General features: G+C 69.2%; 24 protein-coding genes and 1 riboswitch. Of the genes, 9 read left to right on the plus strand and 15 right to left on the minus strand.

Going from position 1 to position 19,648, the window contains the following annotated elements; translation table 11 throughout:
- Positions 1-22: 22 nt before the first annotated feature.
- The gene (locus tag AACX88_RS14900; RefSeq protein WP_339393667.1) at positions 23-1,270 is read right to left on the minus strand and encodes an FAD-dependent oxidoreductase; all 1,248 of its coding nucleotides are present in this window, start codon (positions 1,268-1,270) and stop codon (positions 23-25) included.
- A 123-nt stretch (positions 1,271-1,393) separates the two neighbouring features.
- On the opposite strand from AACX88_RS14900, the gene AACX88_RS14905 reads away from it, so the two are divergent.
- Positions 1,394-2,089, plus strand: coding sequence for a TetR/AcrR family transcriptional regulator (locus AACX88_RS14905; protein ID WP_339393668.1), 696 nt, complete (start codon positions 1,394-1,396; stop codon positions 2,087-2,089).
- Between the two features lie 34 nt (positions 2,090-2,123).
- Here AACX88_RS14905 and AACX88_RS14910 read toward each other — a convergent pair whose 3' ends face one another.
- Together AACX88_RS14910 and AACX88_RS14915 are read right to left on the minus strand one after the other, a co-directional pair.
- On the minus strand, positions 2,124-2,816 hold the full coding sequence (locus AACX88_RS14910; RefSeq protein ID WP_425286490.1) for a response regulator: 693 nt from the start codon (positions 2,814-2,816) through the stop codon (positions 2,124-2,126).
- Complete coding sequence (locus tag AACX88_RS14915; protein WP_339393669.1) at positions 2,809-3,945, minus strand: sensor histidine kinase; 1,137 nt, start codon at positions 3,943-3,945, stop codon at positions 2,809-2,811. The genes AACX88_RS14910 and AACX88_RS14915 overlap by 8 nt, the downstream gene beginning before the upstream one ends.
- A 152-nt stretch (positions 3,946-4,097) precedes the next feature.
- Between AACX88_RS14915 and AACX88_RS14920 the strand changes: the two genes are divergently transcribed.
- Positions 4,098-4,808: a DedA family protein gene (locus AACX88_RS14920; protein ID WP_339393670.1), complete on the plus strand. Its 711-nt coding sequence runs from the start codon at positions 4,098-4,100 to the stop codon at positions 4,806-4,808.
- Here AACX88_RS14920 and AACX88_RS14925 read toward each other — a convergent pair.
- Both AACX88_RS14925 and thiE read right to left on the minus strand, forming a co-directional pair.
- Positions 4,762-5,676 carry a ketopantoate reductase family protein gene (locus AACX88_RS14925; RefSeq protein WP_339393671.1) on the minus strand — a complete coding sequence of 305 codons (915 nt, stop codon included), beginning with the start codon at positions 5,674-5,676 and terminating at the stop codon, positions 4,762-4,764. The genes AACX88_RS14920 and AACX88_RS14925 overlap by 47 nt on opposite strands.
- Complete coding sequence (gene thiE, locus AACX88_RS14930; protein WP_339393672.1) at positions 5,673-6,365, minus strand: thiamine phosphate synthase; 693 nt, start codon at positions 6,363-6,365, stop codon at positions 5,673-5,675. The genes AACX88_RS14925 and thiE overlap by 4 nt, the downstream gene beginning before the upstream one ends.
- A gap of 23 nt (positions 6,366-6,388) precedes the next feature.
- Positions 6,389-6,492, plus strand: a riboswitch (TPP riboswitch).
- Between thiE and thiO the strand changes: the two genes are divergently transcribed.
- From thiO to AACX88_RS14955, 5 genes are all read left to right on the plus strand, one after another.
- The gene (gene thiO, locus AACX88_RS14935; protein WP_339393673.1) at positions 6,483-7,613 is read left to right on the plus strand and encodes a glycine oxidase ThiO; all 1,131 of its coding nucleotides are present in this window, start codon (positions 6,483-6,485) and stop codon (positions 7,611-7,613) included. (Overlaps the previous riboswitch by 10 nt.)
- A gap of 54 nt (positions 7,614-7,667) precedes the next feature.
- On the plus strand, positions 7,668-7,904 hold the full coding sequence (gene thiS, locus AACX88_RS14940; RefSeq protein ID WP_339393674.1) for a sulfur carrier protein ThiS: 237 nt from the start codon (positions 7,668-7,670) through the stop codon (positions 7,902-7,904).
- A gap of 1 nt (position 7,905) precedes the next feature.
- Positions 7,906-8,694, plus strand: a complete 789-nt coding sequence (locus tag AACX88_RS14945) for a thiazole synthase (protein WP_339393675.1) — start codon at positions 7,906-7,908, stop codon at positions 8,692-8,694.
- A 5-nt stretch (positions 8,695-8,699) separates the two neighbouring features.
- Entirely contained in the window at positions 8,700-9,860 is a 1,161-nt protein-coding gene (gene moeB / locus AACX88_RS14950; RefSeq protein ID WP_339393676.1) for a molybdopterin-synthase adenylyltransferase MoeB, read from the plus strand.
- A gap of 118 nt (positions 9,861-9,978) precedes the next feature.
- Positions 9,979-10,566 (plus strand): TetR/AcrR family transcriptional regulator, encoded by a 588-nt coding sequence (locus tag AACX88_RS14955; protein ID WP_339393677.1) that lies wholly within the window; start codon positions 9,979-9,981, stop codon positions 10,564-10,566.
- A gap of 104 nt (positions 10,567-10,670) precedes the next feature.
- Here AACX88_RS14955 and AACX88_RS14960 read toward each other — a convergent pair whose 3' ends face one another.
- Complete coding sequence (locus tag AACX88_RS14960; protein ID WP_339393678.1) at positions 10,671-11,150, minus strand: SRPBCC family protein; 480 nt, start codon at positions 11,148-11,150, stop codon at positions 10,671-10,673.
- A 47-nt stretch (positions 11,151-11,197) separates the two neighbouring features.
- Between AACX88_RS14960 and AACX88_RS14965 the strand changes: the two genes are divergently transcribed.
- A complete protein-coding gene (locus tag AACX88_RS14965) occupies positions 11,198-11,845 on the plus strand; it encodes a mismatch-specific DNA-glycosylase (RefSeq protein ID WP_339393679.1) in 648 nt (215 codons plus the stop codon).
- 16 nt (positions 11,846-11,861) lie between these two features.
- On the opposite strand, the gene AACX88_RS14970 is transcribed toward AACX88_RS14965, so the two are convergent.
- The 4 genes from AACX88_RS14970 to AACX88_RS14985 form a co-directional block, all read right to left on the minus strand.
- Positions 11,862-12,446: a thymidine kinase gene (locus tag AACX88_RS14970; RefSeq protein WP_339393680.1), complete on the minus strand. Its 585-nt coding sequence runs from the start codon at positions 12,444-12,446 to the stop codon at positions 11,862-11,864.
- Between the two features lie 26 nt (positions 12,447-12,472).
- Positions 12,473-13,108: a PepSY domain-containing protein gene (locus AACX88_RS14975; protein ID WP_339393681.1), complete on the minus strand. Its 636-nt coding sequence runs from the start codon at positions 13,106-13,108 to the stop codon at positions 12,473-12,475.
- An 89-nt stretch (positions 13,109-13,197) separates the two neighbouring features.
- Positions 13,198-13,659: a VOC family protein gene (locus AACX88_RS14980; RefSeq protein WP_339393682.1), complete on the minus strand. Its 462-nt coding sequence runs from the start codon at positions 13,657-13,659 to the stop codon at positions 13,198-13,200.
- Between the two features lie 90 nt (positions 13,660-13,749).
- Entirely contained in the window at positions 13,750-14,322 is a 573-nt protein-coding gene (locus AACX88_RS14985; RefSeq protein ID WP_339393683.1) for a P-loop NTPase family protein, read from the minus strand.
- 182 nt (positions 14,323-14,504) lie between these two features.
- Here AACX88_RS14985 and AACX88_RS14990 point away from each other — a divergent pair, with 182 nt between their 5' ends.
- Positions 14,505-14,795 (plus strand): YrhK family protein, encoded by a 291-nt coding sequence (locus tag AACX88_RS14990; RefSeq protein ID WP_339393684.1) that lies wholly within the window; start codon positions 14,505-14,507, stop codon positions 14,793-14,795.
- Positions 14,796-14,875: 80 nt separating this feature from the next.
- On the opposite strand, the gene AACX88_RS14995 is transcribed toward AACX88_RS14990, so the two are convergent.
- The 5 genes from AACX88_RS14995 to AACX88_RS15015 are packed head-to-tail and all read right to left on the minus strand — an operon-like array spanning position 14,876 to position 19,616.
- Entirely contained in the window at positions 14,876-15,331 is a 456-nt protein-coding gene (locus AACX88_RS14995; protein WP_339393685.1) for an HXXEE domain-containing protein, read from the minus strand.
- Between the two features lie 34 nt (positions 15,332-15,365).
- On the minus strand, positions 15,366-16,901 hold the full coding sequence (locus tag AACX88_RS15000) for an ATP-binding cassette domain-containing protein (protein ID WP_339393686.1): 1,536 nt from the start codon (positions 16,899-16,901) through the stop codon (positions 15,366-15,368).
- Entirely contained in the window at positions 16,898-17,710 is an 813-nt protein-coding gene (locus AACX88_RS15005; RefSeq protein ID WP_339393687.1) for an energy-coupling factor transporter transmembrane component T family protein, read from the minus strand. The genes AACX88_RS15000 and AACX88_RS15005 overlap by 4 nt, the downstream gene beginning before the upstream one ends.
- Positions 17,711-18,562 (minus strand): histidine kinase, encoded by an 852-nt coding sequence (locus tag AACX88_RS15010; protein ID WP_339393688.1) that lies wholly within the window; start codon positions 18,560-18,562, stop codon positions 17,711-17,713.
- Positions 18,537-19,616 (minus strand): nucleoside hydrolase, encoded by a 1,080-nt coding sequence (locus AACX88_RS15015; RefSeq protein ID WP_339393689.1) that lies wholly within the window; start codon positions 19,614-19,616, stop codon positions 18,537-18,539. The genes AACX88_RS15010 and AACX88_RS15015 overlap by 26 nt, the downstream gene beginning before the upstream one ends.
- Positions 19,617-19,648: the final 32 nt, after the last annotated feature.

Here is a 19,648-nt window from a genome sequence, read left to right on the forward strand (position 1 = left end):
GGCCACGGCCATTCCTATCACATCAGTGCGACGACGAGGTCGACGTCGGCGACTGCGGACGCTCGAGGCGGTGTTCGAGCAGTCCGATGATCGGACGGAGTGCGACGCGCAGGCTGAGGCGGCGCACGATCTGACTGCGCAGAGCCGCAAACAGCGTCGAGGACCGGAACATCAGGCGTGCGAGTGAGCGCGAATTGCCCTGTGCCTGCTCGACCCGAAGGCGGGCGATCTCCTCGAACCGGGCGAGGTCAGTTGGCAGGCTCGTCCGGTCGGCGGTGCGCAGGGTCTCGCTGAGCACCCATGCCGATTCCATGGCCATTCCCGCCCCTACCCCGGCGGTGGGGAGGAATCCTGCTGCGGCATCGCCGAGGAGGACGGTCGCACCGGTCGTCCATCGGGAGCTGCGGACGTCGTGCAGCGGCCACCAGTAAGGATCCGCGGCATCCTCGACGGCACGCAGAGACGCGTCGAGCCGCGGGCTCACGGACCTCAGTCTCTCCCGCACCTCCTGCGAGAATCGAGTCGCCCCGCCTGCCCGAACCTCCTCGGGACCGCCGAGGAAGATCCCGAGTCTGTCCTTGACGGGATAGGCGCCGAGGAAGAAGCCGTCGCCCCACACCTCCGTGCCCGTCCCCGGCAGGTCATCGGCGTCGGCCCACACGACCCAGCCGCCCCAACCGGTCTCAAATCTCTCGACGTCACCGGCATCGATGAGGTCGCGGGTGTGGGACTGCAGACCGTCGGCGATGACGACGAGGTCGAAGGTCCACACAGCCGGCTCGGCACCGTCGGTGACGAGGTCGACGCGCACGTCCCCATCCTCGCGGATCGCCGTCGCTGTGGTCCCGAACGCGACGGGAGTCTCGGCTGTGGTGAGCACCTCGATGAGGTCGCCGCGCGCGATCCCCCGATATTCCCCGTACTCGGAGAGCAGCGAACCGATGTCCCCGCCGCTGAGCACGTCACCGCGGTGGGAGTGGAAGGCGTAGTCGTCGATGACGACGCTGCGTTCGCGATAGGCAACGCGGATGCCGAGTTCGTCGATGACGGGGTCGATGAGCGGAAGAAGGGCGAGCATGTAGCCCGCAGCGTCGTGGCCGATCATCCGGTCGGGGGTCGCCGAGCGTTCGATGAGCACGGGATGGCGCCCCTGGGTGCGCAGGAGCCGGGCCAGCGTCACCCCGGCGATGCCGGCCCCGACGATGAGGATGCGCAGCTCACCGTCCTCGATGTCCGTCCACTGTCCGGCGACGCTGCGTCGACTGATCATGATGGTTCCCCTCGCTTCTGTTCCGCGGCGGCTCCAAACGGTTGTGGACCACCTGGTCCATTCACGATAGCACGCTGTGGACCAGATGGTCCAGAAGGTGTCGTCGCTTGCTACGATGGGCCCGTGACCGAGACCCCGTTCGCCCGCATGGCCCCCGAGAAGAGGGACGCCCTCGTCACCGCCGCCGCCCGCGAGTTCGCCGCGCACCCGGCCGCGGAGGCCTCGCTCAATCGCATCATCGCGGCGTGCGGGATGAGCAAGAGCTCCTTCTACCACGTCATCGACTCCAAGGATGAGCTCCTCGGCATCGTCGTGACCACTCTGACCGAGCGGGCGCTCGAGGACTGGCGACCGCCTCGCCCCGAGGACTTCGCCGTCGACTTCTGGTCGGTCGCGGAGTCGATGTGGGATGGTGCCATGCGCAGCTGGCCGGAGAGCGAAGCACTGGGTCTGCTCTGGCGCATCGTGTGGGCAGAACCCCGTCATCCGAGCGTGGAGGGGTTCCACGCCGCTGTCGACGCATGGCTCTCCGCCGTGCTCGACGTGGGCCGGCGCACCGAAGCCGTCGACGCCGGTGCGCCGGCAGAGCTGCAGGCTGTCGCGCTCATGTCCCTGCTGCGTGGGTTCGACCGATGGTCGCTCGCCCTCATCGACGCCGACTCGGCTGCTCAGAGCGATGACTCTGCAGCAGAGAACAGCGGCTTTGCCGAAGAGCGCGGCAACCCATCCGCGGGCACCGGCTCTCTGCCGAGCAGTGCCGAGGTCGCTGCGCTGGCGAACCAGCAGTTCCGGCTCGTGCGCCGCCTCCTCGAGGCGTGAATCTCCCTGCTCGCGCTAGGCGCATGCGCGAGTCTCAGCCGCGGTCGAGGTAGCGCAGGACCGCCGCGACCCGGCGGCTCGTCGTCTCCCCCGCCTCGAGTCCGAGCTTGTCGAAGATCGCGCTGATCGCCTTCTCGACGGAGCTGACGGACACGAAGAGGCGTTCGGCGATCCCCCTGTTCGACAGTCCTTCGGCCATCGCTTCGAGGACGTCGTTCTCCCGCGGGGTGAGCGCCGAGAGCGACGAGGCCTGCTCCGAGGAGCGCAGCAGCTGGCGGACGACCTCGGGGTCGATGACGGTGCCGCCGACCGCGATGCGCATCACGGAGTCGAGGAACCGGTCGATGTCGGTCACCCGGTTCTTCAGCAGGTAGCCCACCCCGACGATCTCGGAGCTGAGGAGTTCGGTGGCGTATTCGCGCAGCACGTACTGGCTGAGCACGAGGACGCCGATGTCGGGGTGCCGGCGTTTGATCTCCAGTGCCGCTTCGAGCCCTTCGGTCGTATGGGTCGGCGGCATGCGGACGTCGACGATCGCCAGCTGCGGGGTGAGCGCGTCGACGGCGGCGAGCAGCTGGACGCCGTCGTCGACCGAGGCCACGACCTCGATGCCCTCATCCTCGAGCAGGCTGCGCACGCCTTCGCGCAGCAGCACCGCGTCATCGGCGAGGACGACGCGCAGTCTCCCGGTCTCCACTACCGAATCGCCCGTGGTCGGCTCACTCATAGGGGATCTCCGCTCTCACTGTCGTTCCCTTCATCGTCGCAGTCTCGATGCTCAGCTGCCCGTCGAGGGCGTTGACCCGGCGGGCCAGCCCCTGAAGACCCGACCCAGTAGGATCGGCACCTCCGCGACCGTCGTCGACCACCTCGGCGAGGAGACCATCCGTACCATCATGGACGCGGATGGTGATGGACTGGGCGCCCGCGTGCTTGACGACGTTCGTCACGGCTTCACGGACGAAGAAGTACGCTGCGGACTCCACGGCCTGCGGCAGGCGCCGGTCCGGGAGCTCGAGGATCCTCACCGGGACGGGGCAGTGATCGGCGATGCGGTTGAGGACGGAGCCGAGCCCCTGGTCGTCGAGGGCGGTCGGATAGACCCGCCATGCGACCTCGCGCATCTCGTCGATGAGGTCCTGGGACTGGACGAGCGCGGAGTTCAGGAGGGCTGAGACCTTGTCCGGGTCGGTGGCGCGCTGGGCGCGGGCGATGAGGACGGAGAGGGAGACGACGTTCTGCTGCACCCCGTCGTGGAGGTCGCGTTCGATGCGTCTGCGCTCGTCGTCGATGGCGACGACGACGCCGCGCCTGGTCGTGAGGAGTTCGGAGATCCGGCTGTGTCGGGCGTTCGGGCGGGAGACGACGGCGACGGAGGCGTCGATGCGACCGTGGAGCCAGTTCGCGAGCTCGGCGAGGACGACCGCCCCGATGAGGTTCGCGGCCCCGTAGAGGACGCCGACGAGGATCGTCGGCTGGCTCATCGTCCACAGGGAGAAGCTGATCGTCACTCCCCCGCCGGCGAACAGCCCCTGCAGGAGCGAACCCACGGTGACGAAGACGAAGCCGGTGAGGAGGTTGAGGACGGGGATGACGGCAGCCAGCGCGAGAAGCCCGGTGAGCGCCACCGGCCCCCGCCGGGGTGCGCACCCGGTGAGGACGATTCCGAAGCACCGCTGCTGCCGGCTCCGCTCCCAGCCCAGGATCCGGCGGGAGAACCGCGTCGAGAGCGGAAGGCAGGAGACGAGGAGGAGCGGCAGGCACAGCAGTCCGCCCCACAGCACGCCGAGCACGGAAAGCACCCACCGGCGCGCGAACATGCGCGGTTCGCGGGGAATCGTCGCAGGCCAGGGCATGGCTCGATCGTAGCAACGCGGCACCGGGCCGAGCAGGGGCCTGACCGCAGCGCTCGTTCCGGTTTCCCTCAGTGCATCGTCGGGAGATCCGCCTCCGGTCGTGGGTGCGTCCTCGTATCGCTGCGGCCCGAGCGTGCGTACGGTGGTGAGACATGGACTTCGCTCTCGACCTCATCCGCCAGACGCTCGAATCCCCGTGGCTCTACCTCCTCATCGCACTCGTCGCGAGTCTCGATTCGCTCGTGCCGATCGTTCCCTCGGAGACCGTCGTCATCACCGCGGCCGCGTATGCGGTCACGGGCAGTCCGCATGCGGCGGGCATCATCGCAGCGGCCGCTCTCGGAGCGCTCCTCGGCGACCTCGCCGCCCACTGTGTGGGCCGCGGGGGCAGCCGGGTCACCGATCGGTGGGTGCGCTCGGCCCGCCTGCGCCGTCTCCTCGACGCGACGCAGGCGATGTTCGGTGAGCGCGGTGGGGCGATGCTCGTCGCCGGACGGTTCATCCCCGGCGGGCGCACCGCCACGACCATCGCCTCGGGCATGCTCCGCTATCCGCTCGGCCGGTTCCTCGCCGTGGACTTCATCGGCTGCCTCGCCTGGTCGGTCTACGCGGCCGGGATCGGCCTCCTCGGCGGGGCGATGTTCCGCGACCAGCCGCTGTGGGGCGTCGTCCTCGGCGTCGGCATCGCCTTCGTCCTCACGGGCCTCGCCGAGGCCGTCCGCCGTCTGCGCGGAAGGCGGGCAGGCCGGTCGGCTGGGACGCAGCCCGACCGGTCCGCGGCGGGTTCCGCGGACGACCACGGTGCCGCCGAGCCGGTCAGTCCGATCGGTCGATCTCGCCTGCTCGCAGCTGTACGAGAGTGAGGTCGAGCAGCGGCGTCGCCACCCCGAGTCCGGCCGCCGTGGCCGCGAGGTGGCCGAGGATGTGCTCGGTCTCGTTCGGCAGTCCCGCCGTGACGTCACGGTAGAGGGACGAGGTGAACGACGAGCCCTCCGCGGTGAGCATCGACAGGGTGGCCGCGCGGGCGCGGGCGGAGACGGGGTGTCCTGCCCGCATCGCCACGGCTTCGAGTTCGTCGATGATCGCCACGACGTGGGGTTCGCCTCCGGCGGCCATGATCGCTCCGACAGGGGCGCGGAAGAGGCAGGTGACGACTCCGGCCGCGGCGATGAACACCCATTTCTCCCACAGCGCATCGTCGACGGAGTCGATGACCTGGAGGCGGAAGCCGGGAACGTCGAGGGCCTCGACGATGGCGGCCGGCACCTCTCCCCCGCCGAGGCGACCGATCGTCATCGTCGCCAGATCCGTCATCTGCACGACGTCGTATCCGCGCATCGTGCCGACGATCTTGACGAGCCCGCCGAGCACCTGGTCCGGGAACTCCTCGCGCAGCCGGTCGATATGGGCCATCCCGTTGAGGAACGGGATGATGAGCGTGTTCGGACCCACCGCGGGCCGCAGGTCGTCGATGATCGACTCGAGTCCCCCGGCTTTGACGGCCAGCAGGATGAGGTCGGCAAGCTCGGAAGTCGCGGCGAGCTCCTCGGCGGTGACCACGACCACCGGGTTCGTCCGGTCCTCGTCAGGGCCGATGAAGCGCAGACCGGAGGCGCGCAGCGCCTCGGCACGTTCGCCGCGGACGAGGAAGGTGACGTCGCGACCGGCTTCGACCAGACGGGTGCCGAAAGCTCCGCCGGTGGCGCCGGCGCCGGCGATGAGGATCCTCACAGTGCACCTGCCTGACTGCGGGTGAGTTCGCCGCGCAGCTGCGCGGCGGCTGCGGCAGGGTCGGCCGCCTCGGTGAGGGCACGGACGACGACGATGCGCTCGGCTCCCGCCTGCCGGACGGCGTCGAGGCGCTGCCCGGAGGCGATCCCGCCGATCGCGAACCACGGGGTGGTCACGGTGCCGGCGATGGTCGTCAGCGGTTCGAGGCCGACGGCAGGCCGGCCCGGTTTCGTCGGGGTCTCCCACACGGGGCCGAGGCAGAAGTAGTCGATCTCCGGGTCCGCCTCGGCGGCGAGCGCCTGGTCGACCGAGTGCGTGGAGCGGCCGAGGAGGACGTCGGGTCCGAGGACACGGCGGGCCTGGGCGCTCGTGAGGTCATCCTGCCCGACGTGGAAGACGTCGGCGCCGACGAGGAGGGCGACATCGGCGCGGTCGTTGACGGAGAAGAGCCTTCCGTGACGCCGGGCCGCGTCCCTGAGGACCTCGAGGGCGGCGATCTCCTCGCGGGCTTCGAGGGCTTTGTCCCGCAGCTGGATGATGTCGACGCCTCCCGCGTAGGCGGCGTCGAGGAACTCCGGCAGATCCCCCTGTCTCCTGCGGGCGTCGGTGCACAGGTAGAGGCGGGAGTCGGCGAGCGCTCGCTGCCGCTGTGCGGGGGTGATGTCTCGCTCTGCGGTGGACGTTGTCATCGCGGGAACCATGCTCCTAGAGTAGAGGAGTTCGCGGGAGCCTCGCATGGGAGGCTGAGAGGGCTTCGTGCCGACCGTCACACCTGATGCGGGTCATGCCGCCGGAGGGAGAATCGCATGCACGTCATCGTCATCGGGGCCGGGATCATCGGCCTGGCCACGGCGTGGGAGCTCGAGTCCCGGGGAGCCGCGGTCACGGTCGTCGACCCGCAGCCGGGTGAGGGAGCGACGTACGCGGCGGCGGGAATGATCGCCCCAGCTGCAGAGATCGCCTGGGGCCAGTCCCCGCTCTTCCCGCTCATGCGCGCCTCGGCCGCGCTCTACCCCGACTTCTCAGCCCGGTTGGCCGCCGCCTCCGGCGACGACCTCGGCGAGACTGCGGCGGAGACCCTCGTGTGCGCCGGCGACCGTGCCGACCTCACCACTCTGCGCGAGCTCCGCAGCCTGCAGATCCGGGCGGGTTCCGCGGTCGAACTTCTCACCGGGTCCCAGGCCCGTGCTCTCGAACCGGCGCTGGCGCCGGGTGTGTGCGGTGCCGTGCGGATCCCCGGCGACCATGCGATCGACCCCCGCAGGGTGACCGCTGCCCTGCTCGGTCTGCTCGCCGAGCGCGTCGTGCGCATGGAGGCCATAGAGATCGTGCGCACCGCGGGTCGGACCACCGGGGTGGGCCTGTCCGACGGGAGCCTGCTCACCGGCGACCAGGTCGTCATCGCCGCCGGGGAGGCGGGCAACGCGATCGCCGAGGCGCCCCTGCTGCCGCTGCGCGCCGTCCACGGCGACATCATCCGCCTCCGCAGCGACCCCCAGTCGCCGCCGCTGCTCACCCGCACGATCCGCGGACTCGTCGCCGGCCGACCCGTCTACATCGTGCCCCGACCCGACGGGGAACTCGTCCTCGGGGCCACCTCACGCGAGGACGGTCGCCCCGGTGTCCTCGCCGAAGGCGTCCACCGGCTCCTCCACGACGCCGAACGCCTTGTGCCCGGACTGCTGCGCGCAGAGATCACGGAGATCACCGCCCGCGCCCGTCCCGGGTCCCCCGATGACCTGCCGATCATCGGGCGCACCGATCCCGGCTGCGTCGTCTCCACCGGATACTTCCGACACGGAGTCCTCCTCGCACCGCTGGGCGCGAGACTCGGCGCCGACCTCGTCCTCGACACCGACTCCGAATGGCTGCCACCGGGTGCTCTCGAGAGTCTTTCCCCCGAACGGTTCGAGCGCGAGCCGGCGCCTGCACACTGACATCGACCACCACTGCGGACTGCTCCACCGACCCACCACTGCAAGGAAGACACCATGATCATCACCCTCAACGGCGAGAGCCGGGAACTCGAAGCGGGCACCACCGCCCGCGCGCTCGTCGAAGACGTCACCGGTCGACAGCTGACACCCGACGGCACCCCGGCCGACGGCGGCCGCCTCGGTGTGGCACTGGCCATCGACGGCGAAGTCGTCCGCCGCGGACTCTGGGCCGACTTCACGATCGAAGGCGGGCACACCGTCGACCTCGTCACCGCAGTGCAGGGAGGCTGAGATGAGCTGGACGATCGACGGCACGACCTTCGACTCCCACCTCGTCATGGGCACTGGTGGGGCGAGCACCCTGACCATCCTCGAAGACGCACTCACCGCCTCGGCGACAGAGCTGACGACGGTCGCGATCCGCCGCTTCGACGCCGAAGCCCGGGACTCGGTCTTCGCCCTGCTTCAGCGGCTGCACATCCGGGCCCTGCCCAACACCGCCGGATGCTACACGGCCCGCGACGCCGTACTCACCGCACAGCTGGCCAGGGAGGCGCTCAAGACCTCGTGGGTCAAACTCGAGGTCATCGCCGACGAGGACACGCTGCTGCCGGATCCGGTCGAGCTCTTCCGCGCCGCCGAGGAGCTCGTCCTCGACGGCTTCGAGGTCTTCGCGTACACGAACGACGACCCGGCGCTGGCGAAGCGGCTCGAGGATGCCGGGGTCGCAGCAGTCATGCCCGCGGGTGCCCCGATCGGTTCGGGGCTGGGCATCCTCAACCCTCACAACATCGAAACGATCGTCTCCCGCGCGCAGGTGCCCGTCATCCTCGACGCGGGCATCGGCACGGCCTCGGACGCGGCGCTGGCGATGGAGCTCGGGTGCACGGCGGTGCTGCTCGCCTCCGCGGTCACCCGCGCCCATGACGCACCGGCGATGGCCCGGGCGATGGCTCTGGCCGTCGATGCAGGACGTCTGGCCTATTCGGCCGGCCGCATCCCAAAGCGTCCCCTCGCCCTGGCCTCGTCGCCGGAGACGGGCCTGATCGACTCGGTGGAGAACCTGGTGATGGGACCGTGAGCGGCATGCCGGCCCTCGCCCCTCTCGTCGAGCCCGTCGCGCAGCTGTCGCGGGAGGAGATCACCCGGTATGCCCGGCACCTCAGCCTGCCTCAGGTCGGGGAGATCGGGCAGCGGCGCCTGCGCGGGGCCCGCGTGCTCGTCATCGGGGCCGGCGGGCTCGGAGCTCCGGTGCTCCAGTACCTCGGGGCGGCGGGCATCGGGCACATCAGCGTCATCGACGACGACCGGGTGGAGACCTCGAATCTCCAGCGCCAGATCCTCCACCGGGATGCCGACGTCGGCCGGCCCAAGGTCGAATCGGCCAGAGATGCCCTCGTCCGTCTCGACCCGCACCTGTCGGTGGAGGCGATCGACGACCGGCTCACCCCGGACAATGCGCTGAGTCTCTTCGCCGCCCACGACCTCGTCATCGACGGTGCGGACAACTTCGCGACCCGGTACCTGTCGAACGATGCCGCCGAACTCACCGGCACACCGCTCGTCTGGGGCACGATCTTCCGCTTCGAGGGTCAGGTGAGCACGTTCGTGCCCGGGCACGGACCGATGCTGCGCGACCTCTTCCCCGACATCCCCGACGCCGATTCGGTGCCGAGCTGCGCCGAGGGCGGGGTGCTCGGAGTCCTCTGCGGCCTCGTCGGGTCGACGATGGCCGCCGAGGCGATCAAGCTCATCTGCGGCATCGGCGAGCCGCTCATCGGCCGCCTCCTCCGCTGTGATGCGCTGACCACGGCGTTCACGACCCTGCGCTTCCTCCCCGACCCGGACCGAAGGCCCGTCACGGACCTCGCCGAGGTGACTGCGGCCTGCGCGGCACCCGCCGTAACCGCTGCTTCCCCGGTGGCCGAGGCGACTGTCGCCGAGCTGCGGGACGGCAGCGGTGGGGCCGTCATCGTCGACGTCCGCGAGTCGTGGGAGCGGCAGATCGTGAGCATTCCCGGCTCTGTGCACGTGCCGCTGGCCGCGATCGTCGCCTCCGGATGGCCTGCCCTCGCCGAGGCGGTCGGCGGTGCCGCGGACATTGTCCTTCACTGCCGGTCAGGGGTCCGTTCGGCCACGGCTCTCGAGGCGGCGGCACCCGGTGCCCCGGCTGGGGTGCGCCTGCGGTCCTTGGCGGGCGGGATCGAGGCGTGGACTGCGGCCGTGGCTGACGACCAGCGGCCCTGACCAGAGACGACCCCAACGGCCCCCGATGACTTCATCGTCCTTGGAATCACGATCACCTTCTATGACAGTCGACATAGTGCGGACTATGATCGATGGCAACTCAGATCGAGGAGGCGCCATGCCGAACAACCCCCGCGAGCGGATCGTCGCCGGAGCCGCAGACATGCTCGCTCGGGGCGGACTGGCGCGCACGAGTGTGCGCGAACTCGCCCGTCATGCCGACACTCCGTTGGGGTCGACGTACCACTACTTCCCCGAGGGCAAGCCGCAGCTCGCCCGTGAAGCCGTCGAGTACGCGGGCGAGTCGATCTCGACGCTGCTGCAGACGGCACTGCAGGACGGCCCCGACCACGGCTTGCGCAGTCTGCTGGCGGTCACGCGCACGATGCTCATCGACAGCGAATTCGAAGCGGGATGCCCGGTGTTCTCGGTCGCGGTGACGGAGTCGCGCACGGGGACGACACGAGGTGCCGTGGATGCTGCGAAGGAGTCCTTCTCCCGCTGGGAGAGGGCGCTGCGGGTAAGCCTCGTCGAGGCGGGTGTCGACAACGACGACGCCGAGGGGATCGCCGCGCTCACCGTGTGCTCATTCGAAGGCGCGGTCGGGGTGTGCCGGGCCGAGGGCAGCACTCGGGCACTCGACACCGTCGAAGACTTCCTCACTGGCCTCATCACGCACGCGCTGCCGCCTGCCGACCGGCGGTGACCGTGCGGCACGCGCGGTGCGAAGTCAGGTGCGGTGCGGGAACGAGCGCCTGCGGTGCAGTTTCGCGTTGCCGCGGTTCGGGGTCGAGTGCTCGCCGTTCGAGCTCAGGTGAGTGCGCTCAGTCGGCTGCGGAGACCGCGTTCTCCTGAGCGCATGACTGCGGAGTGCAGTCCTGCGGAGAGGGGGCGGACCAGCCGTGGCAGGAGGCGTTTCGTCGTCACGCACCACACGGCGTCGATGACGGTGAGCGGACCCGAACTGTCGAGTGTCCACACACCGCGGCCCCGCAGATCGCCGTCGCAGTCGAGCACGACCTGCCGAGGCGGGTCGATGCGCTCGATGCGCAGTCGCAAGGTCAAGGTGAGGCCCACCGGGCTGCGCACGACGATGTCCGCGCGGGATCCCTCCTCGACCGAACCGTCAAGGGCATGAGTCTGGGCGATCCCCGGCCACCACCGGGGCCATTCGTCGATTGCGGAGAGGACCTCCCAGACCGGTTCGACCGCCTCGGCGACGCGCCAGGTCGTCTCGAAGTGGAAGGGCGGGGATTCGCCGGCACCCGGTCGGGTGTGCACGTGGCTCATGGTCTGGTCCGTTCGATTCGTCGTGCTTCGACGGTAGTCTGGTCGACGTGTCCGAGGAAAATCGCAGGTCCCGCAGACCGTCGCCCTTGGCGGGGAGGAAACCGACGAAAGACGATCTCGCCCGGTTCGCCACAGACGATCCCGACGCGATCGACGACGTGCTGCCCGCCCGACCCGGGGAGCTCTCCCTGCTCATCGTCGGCATCAATCCGGGACTGTGGACGGCGGCGGTCAATGCCCCGTTCGCCCGGCCGGGCAACAGGTTCTGGCCCTCGCTGCACCAGGCCGGGCTGACCGATCATCTCGTCGATGCCTCTCTCGGGCTCACTGCCGCCGATGAGGAGCATCTGCTCTCCCGGGGCATCGGGATCACCAATCTCGTCGGGCGGGCGACCGCACGCGCGGACGAACTCCACGCCGGGGAGCTGCGTGCCGGTGGGGCGCGGCTCGTCGAGCGGCTGTCGGAGATCCGTCCGAAGACGGTGGCGATCGCCGGGATCACGTCGTTCCGGATCGCGTTCTCGCAGCCGAAGGCAACGCTCGGCGTGCAGGACGCCTCGCTCATTCCGGGCTGGCCCGAGGACGTCTCCCTGCGGGTCGTGCCGCAGCCGAGCGGACTCAACGCGCACTACAACATTCCCGCGCTCGCGGAGATCTGGCGTGAGGTGTGGGCGGACATCGTCTCGACCGACTGAGTCATCCCCGCCGGCGTCAGTTCCCCTCAGCGCCGGTTCCGAAGTGCTCTCGGCAGCGGGCGACATACGAGTCGAGGCCGCCGATGTGGCTGGCATCGATGTCGGTGGCTGCGCCGACCGCATCGGCGGAGAGGCGTTCGTGGAAGACGGCGTCGCGACCGCAGATCGTGCAGACGGCGGTGAGTTTCGTGACGTCTTCGGCGACGGCCATGAAGCTCGGCAGCGGTTCGAAGGGCGTGCCGTCGAACGTCACGCACAGTCCTTCGACGATGACGTCGATGCCGCGGCTGAGGAGGTCGTCGACGACGGGGACGAGGTCGGGGCCGAAGAACTGGGCCTCGTCGATGGCGATGAGGTCGAAGTCCTCGGTGCGGGCCGCCTCGGCGAGGGCGGTGACGTCCGGGACGGGAACGGCGGGGACGGTGACGCCGATATGGGAGGTCACGGCGAACAGTTCGGCCCGGGTGTCGAGGGCGTGGCTGATGACGAGCGCATTGATCCCGGCGATGCGGGCGCGCCGGACGCGGCGCATGAGCTCTTCGGACTTGCCCGAAAACATCGGGCCGGTGATCACTTCGAGTCGACCGGTGGGTGCGCGCATGGCACCAGACTACGACGGATGACGGTTCAGCCGTCCACGGTGACGCGCTTGGAGTCGACGTCGACGCTCACTTCGGTCTCGGTGCCGTTGTCGTCGAAGTCGAACTGGTACTCGGTGCGATCGTCGTCGGATTCGAGCTTCCAACCGGTGAGGCGTCCCTTGCCCTGATCGGAGGCGAGGTCGAACGCCTCGCCGTAGATCATCGGCGACTTGAGGTCGATGGCCTTCTCGGAGTCGTTCGTGGTGTCCTTCTCGTTCTTGACGATCTTCCCGGTCTCCGCATCGACGTCGATGTCGAAGTCGGTTCGGTCCTTGAGGATCTTCACTTCGTACTGCCACGCGCCGTCGCGTCGGTCGTAGTCGAGTTCGATCGCGTGGAGGGTGCCGTCACCGGCCGCCTTCTGCGCGGTGGCGATCGCCTCATCGGGCGTGACCCGGGGCGATTTCCTGCTGAGGTCGGCGTCTTCGGGCAGGCCGGTGGTGCTCGCTGAGGGTGCGGGCGACGGCTGACCTGAGGAGGCGTCGTCGGACTGCGTGGGAACCGGGTCGCCGGATGTCTGCGACGGTGGGGCGTCCTCACTTCCTCCGGCGCAGCCTGCCAGGGTGAGGCTGAAGGTGAGGGCGACGACGGCGGCGAACGGTGCGGGCGAGGCGGTGTTCATACCTGCCACCGTAGCAACGCAGCTGATCCGGGGACAGGGTCTCTCAGAATGCGTCGGTATCTGCGGTCGGCGGCCGCGTCCTCCCGGTGTCAGTCGAGGCAGAATTCGTTGCCTTCGGGGTCGGCCATGACGATGAAGCCGGTCTCCATCGGTGGGGCGGGTTCGAAGCGTTCGAGCCGGGTCGCGCCCAACGCGACGAGGCGGGTGCATTCGGCTTCGAGGGCGTTCATCCGCTCCTCGCCTTGGAGTCCGGGGGCTGCACGGACGTCGAGATGGACGCGGTTCTTCACGGTCTTGCCTTCCGGCACCGTCTGGAAGAACACTCGCGGACCGCGACCCGCAGGGTCCTCGATGGCTGCCCGCATGTCCTCGGGTCGCATCTCGACGCCGAGGGAGGAGAGGAAGTCCCGCCACGCAACGAAGGGGTCATCGTCCTCGCCGAGGGTCACTCCCGGCGGACCGGGGACGACGTAACCCAGCGTCTCAGCCCAGAATCTGGCGAGCAGGATCGGGTCGTGACTGTCGAAGGTGATCTGCACGGAACGGCTCATGGTGTCTCCTCATCGAGATCGGCTCGGGTGGGCCTGCAGACGGTGCGCCCATCGATCGGACGCCCCAGGCTGTGTGCCTTTCCGCCGAGACTAGTCGACGGCCCTGACGCAGCCACGACGACTCATCGTCTCCAGAAACTCGTCGACGTCGCGGCGGGAGCGCAGTCGGTGAAAGCTCACGTGGGCGAGCGCAGGATCTCGCGGCAACGGACCGAACTTCTCGCGAATGCCTCCCGCCGATGTCCACGCCCACCAGATGATCGAGTCATCGCCTCTCCACAGCCGGAAAGCACCCCACGACTCGCGGTTGCCGTTCCACAGGACTTCGTGGGAGCGAGCGCGTCGAATTGTGCGGGTGATGACTCGCCACATGATCGTCGGCCGTCCCGGATCCAGCCACACCACGGCGTCGGCAAGGCGGAGCACCCGATCACCGAGTTTGCCCTGATAGTTCCCGTCGGCGATCCACGTATGCCCGGACAGTGCGGCTGCGACACGGCTTCGGAATTCCGCGGTGGGCACCGGAGTCCAGTCAGGGTCCCAGTGAAGGGAGTCGAGCTCGATGTGCGGTGCTCCGAGGATCGTTGAGAGCCGGCGGGCGAAACTCGTCTTACCTGATCCCGACCCTCCGATCACAGCGATTCGCCGTGGCTGAGTCGTCATGATGCCACCGTAGCGTGAACGGCTGCCGCCCACCCGATCGCTGGTCCGGTCTCAAACACCCGCGTGACCGCCGAGAATCAGGTGCGAGCTCCGTGAGTCAGGCGGATCTCGTTGGCATCGGCGGGTCGAGGCCGAATAGGATCGTCCTGGCCTTTTTTTTCGCCTCACCCCCGGAGGAATGCGTGACCACGCAGGAACATGATCTCGTCATGCACATCGGACACGACGAGATCGTCATCCGTCAGCGCTATCAGATGATCAGCATCGTCAACGATGTCCTCATCGGCCTGTGGTTCCTCATCGGCAGCTTCATGTTCTTCTCCGACGAACTCATGTTCGCCGGCACCTGCCTCTTCGTCCTCGGCAGCATCGAGATGCTCATCCGCCCGGTCATCCGCTTCGCCCGCCACATCCACCTGCAGAAGTTCCGCGGCCCCGGCTCGCTCGACACCGACTCGTCCTTCGATTACTGAGCACATCGACTGCTGACGACGGCTCCTGTCTCAGAAACTCAGGACTTTCCCGCCCGCCTCCCCGGTCATTTCAGCACCGCTCACTCCCGCACCAGAGCTCTCGCCACACCATGGCAGGCGAGCGCCGCGATCACCATCGTCGGCGCCCCCACCGCCCGGTCGGCTCGCGTCAGCGCGTGACCGGAAGCCGCCAGTTCGCGCTTGGCCACCGATGCGCCGGGAAGCATGACGGGGACCGCGGTGAGGACTCCTGCCGTGTACCGCCTCAGCACCACCGAGGCAGCCACATGCGTCCACACGTGCAGGTCGAGCCCGGCGAGCGTTCGGCGATAGAAGCGCGAGCGGCCGTTGGTCACCGCTCCCCGCACGCAGGCAACCCCGACGACGACCCCCATGAGCCCGATCGCCACCGCCGACCGCCGTCCGGAGGTGCGCAGCCAGTCCGCTCCCGTCTCCTCGGCCAAGCGGTGCGTCGTCGCGGGAAAGGCGACGATCTCTTCGAGATCGTGGAGCGCCCACGCTCCGAAGAGCGTCACAGGACCACGGGCTCTCACAGCGGCACCACCATGCTCATGCCCCGATCCGTCGCTCGGTGAGTCTGCCCGCATCAAGGCGAACGACCGAGTGGGCTGTTCCCGCCCACCGTTCGTCGTGGGTCGCTGCGAGTACAGCGCCGCCCCCTCGGAGGAAGTCGGTGATGAAACCGGTGAGCCTGCTCATGTCCCCATCATCCCTGCCCTGAGTGGGCTCGTCGAGGAGCAGAATCGGTGGAGAAGTCACAAGCGAGGACGCGATGACGACGTCCTTCCGACGGGTGGTGCCCAGGTCGAAGGGATGGGTGCCGGCAACGGAAGTGAGTCCGGTGGCCTCCAGCGCCGAGGCGACCGCCGACTCCCGCTGCGCGCGAACCGCCGCCCGGTCGCGGCGGCGATGCCGCGGCAGCGGTGCCGCCCGCAGGAGCTCATCGCGCACGGTGGCAGTCGAGAGCTGGGTTCCCGGGTCCTGACCGACCCAGCCGAGATGGGCGGCCCTCCGGTGCGTCGGCAGACCCGTGAGCGCGATGTCCTCGCCGAGGCGGTGCACCGTCATCGCGCCTGTGACCGCGGCTCCCGGTTCGAGGAGGCCGAGCAGGGCCTTGAGCAGCGTCGACTTGCCTGCGCCGTTGGCACCCATGAGGGCGACAAACTCGCCCGGACGGATGTCGAAGTCGAGACCCGCGAGCACCGCCCTGCCGCCGCGCTCGACTCGGAGTCCGCGGATCGACAGCGCGGGCCGGCTGGCCGTCTCCGGTCCCGCCGGTGCAGCCACTGTCGTATCTGTCTCGTCCGGCTCTGGCTTCGCCTGCGCGGACCCAGCCGGCTCCGGCTCGACCCGCTCCGGATCCGTCGACTCACCGGCCGGTGCGATTGTGGGCAGAGCGCTCCAGACGCCGTGGGAGGCCAGCGCCTGTGGGGTCAGTTCTGCCATGTCGAGCGTCCTCACGATGCGGCCGTTGCCGAGGACGCTGATCGCTTCGCAGGCAGCGGCCACCTCGTCGAACTGGTGGCCGGTGAGAAGCACGGTACCCCCATGGGCGGCGTAGTCCTGCAGAGCGGCGACGAGACCGACCCGCATCACAGGGTCGAGGGAGAGTCCCGGCTGGTCGAGGACGAGGAGTGCCGGGTCGAGCGCGAGCAGTCCGGCGAGAGCCACGAGGTGCCTCTGCCCTCCCGAGAGCGTCTCGAGTCGACGCTCCCACAGCGCGGCCGCACCGAGCGACTCCAGCGCCTGCATCGCGGCGTCCCGTGCTGTCGCCGGGTCACGTCCGCGCAGGCGGCTCGGCAGCTGGACCTCGTCACTGACTCGGCTGGCCATTCCGCTCAGCTGTGCCTCGGGGTCGTCACCGAGCATGACGGCGTCCTCGACAGCGCGCGCCTCGCCGTGGACCGTGCCCCGGCCGGCGAGCAGCCCGACGGCCAGTCGGCACAGTGTCGAGGTTCCGGAGTTCTGTGGGCCGAGCACCGCATGCAGCTGCCCGGAGTCGAGGCGGAGGTCGAGACCGGTGAGCGCGGGTTGCTCAGTTCCGCGGTAGGTGACGTCGACTCCTCTGAGATCGAGCACTCTCATCGCAGCCCTCCGAGCATGTCTGCGGCACCGGGCAGAGGCAGCAGTCCGAGCACCGAGAGGACGACGAGGATGAGCGTGAGGGCGGGCCCGCCTCGGCGAAGGAGGCGCTGCCACCGACTGTCGGGATGATCCTGGAGGGACACGGAATGGTCGGAGGCGGCGAAGCCGCGTTGCTCGAGGACCTCGTGTCGCTGGTCGACGGTGACGAGAAGGGAGGTGAAGACTCCGGTGACGATGCCGGGCAGCAGGCGCAGGCGCACCGACCAGCGGTCGGTCGCCCAGCCGCGGGCGGCACGGGCCTCGAGGACTTCACGGACCCGAGCGCGGACGAGGGGGATGAGGCTGAGCGAGGACGCGCACACGTAGGCGATCGAGGCAGGAAGGCGCAGGGTGATGAGACCGTCGAAGAACCTGGCCGCATCGCTGCCGAGGCCGATGACGGCGCACAGGGCGACGAGCGCCGTCACCCGCAGCCACTGCTGGACGGCGATCGCGAGCCCTTCGATGCTCAACCGCACGGGTCCTGCCCGCCAGAGCACACGGACCTCGTCCCCCGGGTAGAACAGGCCTTGCACGAGGCCGACGACGATGAGCATCGGCACGCAGAGGACGGCGACGGTCGCGGCCCACGTGGCGACCTTCACGCTCGGGGACGCCACGGCCGCGATGGTGGACCCTGCGAGGACCAGGAGAGGGACGACCGGGGACGGAATCCCGAACACGAGCACGAGCGCGCATCCGAGGACGATGATCTCGGTGGCCGGGTGCCAGCGCCGGGATTCCGTCTCGGTCAGAACCGACGGACTCATTCAGCGCCGGTCAGCGGTGCGGGCACGCTTTGCGAGGCTGTGCCCGGTGAAGGGATAGCGGTCGAGGATCCGCCTGGGCAGGGAGCGGACGATGACGTAGGCGAGGGCGAAGATGATCGCCTTGTCGAGGACATCGGAGATGAGGCTCTGGGTGAGGGTCGCGGCGAGCATCTTCTGGCCGGTGGCCTGGAGGATCGCGACGACGCTCCCGGTGCCCGTGCCGAGCCCGCCGCCGAAGACATACGCGGCGACCGGGGCGGCGAGAGCAGCGGTGGGCACACCGGCAATCGCGCCGGCGAGGACGGCGAACCACGGGGTGCGGAAGGCGCCGAGGCGGGCGGCCCACCCGGCGGCCGCACCGATGAAGGCGGCTCCGGTCGTGAAGGCGATGACGCTGGGGTTGAGCGTGACACCCCAGATGAGGTTCGAGAGGATCCCGGTGAAGGCTCCTGCGGCAGGACCGGCGAGGACGCCGATCATCACGGTGCCGATGGAGTCGAGGTAGAGCGGGATCGTGGTCATCGTGCCGACGATCTGGCCGATGACGATGTTGAGGGCGATCGCGACAGGGATGAGCGCGAGGACGCTGCGGGGAATGAGCGGCAGGGTTCCTGCCGCGAGGAGACCGCCGCCGACGAGGTAGCCGACCATGACCCACAGCGTGGTGTGGCCGAGATCGATGCCGAGGTTGGCCGGTTGAGTGAGGAGGACGGCGAGGTAGGTCGTGATGATGACGAGCGTGCCGAGGAGGGTGAGGATGAGCGCGAGGGCGGGGATGCGGGTTTGTCCGGGACCAGTCGGTGCGGCTGGCCCCTGCCCAGAGAGGCTACGTGTTCTCAGGTCTTTGCTCATGGTGTGGTCCTTTCGTCAGGGTGGCGCCGAGGTGGTCGAGGAAGGGGTCGGCGTCGATCGTACGGATGATCTCGGCGTTGGGTTCCTTCCCCCACCGTCCCAGCCAGTCGGCGACGGTTTCGCCTCGTGTGAGTGTACCGGTGAGTTCGACGTCGACCGGCGCCGTCGCCGTCTGCGCCCACGGCAGTTCTCCCGCCGGCTGGTCGGGGTTGCGTGCCCAGGCGAGGGCGCACGCGAGGACGAACGGGTCGTGGATGTGGGCGAGGTAGCCCAGGCCGTCCCAGTCGTGGAATTCGAAGTAGAACCGCAGCGCTTCGGCGAGCTGATCGAGCACCGGGGTCCAGGCTTCCCCGGTTGCGGAATCGCGGATGACACTGAGGCGCTCCGGGGTCATCGCCACCGCCTCGGTGGCTTCGATCGGGGCGATGACGGGAAGTTCGAGGTCGGGCTGCTCGTGGCGTGCCCGGTCCCAGGCGGTGAGGACTTGGGCGGTCGACTCCGGGTCGAATGTGACGTTCCATTCGGTCGTCGGATGTGTGTTGCCGCGGTAGTTGAACGCCCCGCCCATGATGAAGAGCCGGCGCAGGAGGTGCGGGAGTCTCGGTTCGATGTCGAGGGCGAGCGCGAGATTCGTCGAGGGTCCGATGACGACGCCGATGAGTTCGCCCGGGTGGGCGCGGGCGGCATCGACCCAGGCCTGTGCCGCCGAGGTGGAGCTCGCTGCCACGGTCGGCGTCGGCAGGGTGGCGTAGCCGGTGCCGGTCTGCCCATGGGTGAGGTCCGCGTATTCGATGTCCGCCATGTCTGTCGCCGTCACACGTGGGTCATCGCCGTGCCGGGCCAGCGGCAGGGGGTGACCGGGATGGACGGGAATGTCGGAACGTCCGGCGAGTTCGAGCCATCCGAGGGTGTTCGCGACAACCTGCGCGGTGGCGACATTGCCTCCCGAGGCGGCGATTCCGACGACATCGACATCGTCCTGGCACAGCAGGTAGGTCAGAGCGATCGCATCGTCGATACCGGGGTCGCAGTCGAGGAAGAGGCGCAGTGTCATACTTCCATTCTGCCGGACTGCTCAGCGCTGAG

The organism is Brevibacterium metallidurans, from assembly GCF_037101285.1.
Classification (GTDB): domain Bacteria; phylum Actinomycetota; class Actinomycetes; order Actinomycetales; family Brevibacteriaceae; genus Brevibacterium; species Brevibacterium metallidurans.